The 1072-nt window shown below is 73.6% G+C and carries 2 pseudogenes; one reads left to right on the top strand and one right to left on the bottom strand.

Annotated elements, in window-relative coordinates:
• A pseudogene (locus ACY45C_RS03735) lies at positions 1-688 on the top strand (hypothetical protein); the annotation flags it as partial.
• Here ACY45C_RS03735 and ACY45C_RS03730 read toward each other — a convergent pair.
• Positions 596-1072 (bottom strand): annotated as a pseudogene (locus ACY45C_RS03730) (cation diffusion facilitator family transporter); the annotation flags it as partial. The pseudogenes ACY45C_RS03735 and ACY45C_RS03730 sit on opposite strands and share 93 nt — an antisense overlap.

Raw genomic sequence — 1072 nt, 5'->3', positions numbered from 1 at the left:
GGCCCCGTGGAGCGGATGGACGGCGGCGTCCCCGGACGCCGTCACGGCTACCCTGGCCGCCCTGGCCGTCGCGGTGGGGGTGGTCGGATGCGAACCGGGTCGGCGCTCGATGTGGTGGGCGCTGGCAAGCGGGCTGCTGCTCGGCCTCGCGGGGCTGTTCGGCTACGCCCCGGTATGGCTTGGCGTGGCGGTCGCCGCGGCCTACTTCGTCCGCCGTCGCCCGATCCTCAATGTCATGACCGGTCTGGGTGCGCTCCTGCCGCTGTGGCTCTTCTACGCGTGGGGTTTCTCCTGGCCCGACGGGCTGGCCCTGGCGAGCGCGCCACGGCCGGGGCTCGCCGGCACGCTGGCCTGGATCGTCGTGGACCTGACCGTGGTCGTCCTCGTCTGCGGGCCGGTTCTCATCCGGGCGGCGCGCCGCCTGCGGCTGACCCCGGGCTGGCCGCTGCTGGTGGGGGCCGGCGCGACGATGCTGTTCGCGACGGTCCTCGGGCTGGCCGATGGCGACGTCGAAGAGTCCTGGCTGCCAGTGTTCCCCTGGTTACTGGTGGCCGCGGTGGCGCCTCATCCCCGACCGGAGCTGCCCGGAGACAAGCTACGAGCGGGAAACCTGCCGGTGGTACTGATGTCCCTCGGCGTTCTGAGCGCGCTCGCGCTGCGGCTCTGCCTCGCCGACGGCACCGGCTGACGGATCCCGTCGTCGACCCGGCTCGTCGCGGAGGATGTCGGGCTCGAGGAAGATGCGCAGCGGAACCGCCACCGCGGCCCGCAGCGCCGCCTCCGCGCCGTTGATGGTGGCGGCCACCTCGGGCATCGCCAGTTCCGCCCCGATACCGATCTTGGCGGCGACGAGCAGCTCGTCCGGCCCGAGGTGCAGTGTGCGCAGGTGGATGACCGTGGCGACGCCCGGGGCGGCGGCGAGCGTGCCGCGGATGGTGGCGACCATTCCCGGGGCGGCGGCCTCGCCCACCAGCATGCCGTACGCCTCGGTCGCCACGAGGACGGCCACGATCAGCAGGAGCACGCCGATGGCCAGCGTTCCCGCGCCGTCCCAGATCGGGTCGTCGAGTGC

The sequence above is a fragment of the Frankia sp. CcWB2 genome (assembly GCF_977927585.1).
The sequence above is the reverse complement of the archived record's forward strand: the minus strand, read 5'-3'. Positions and strand labels throughout refer to the sequence as shown.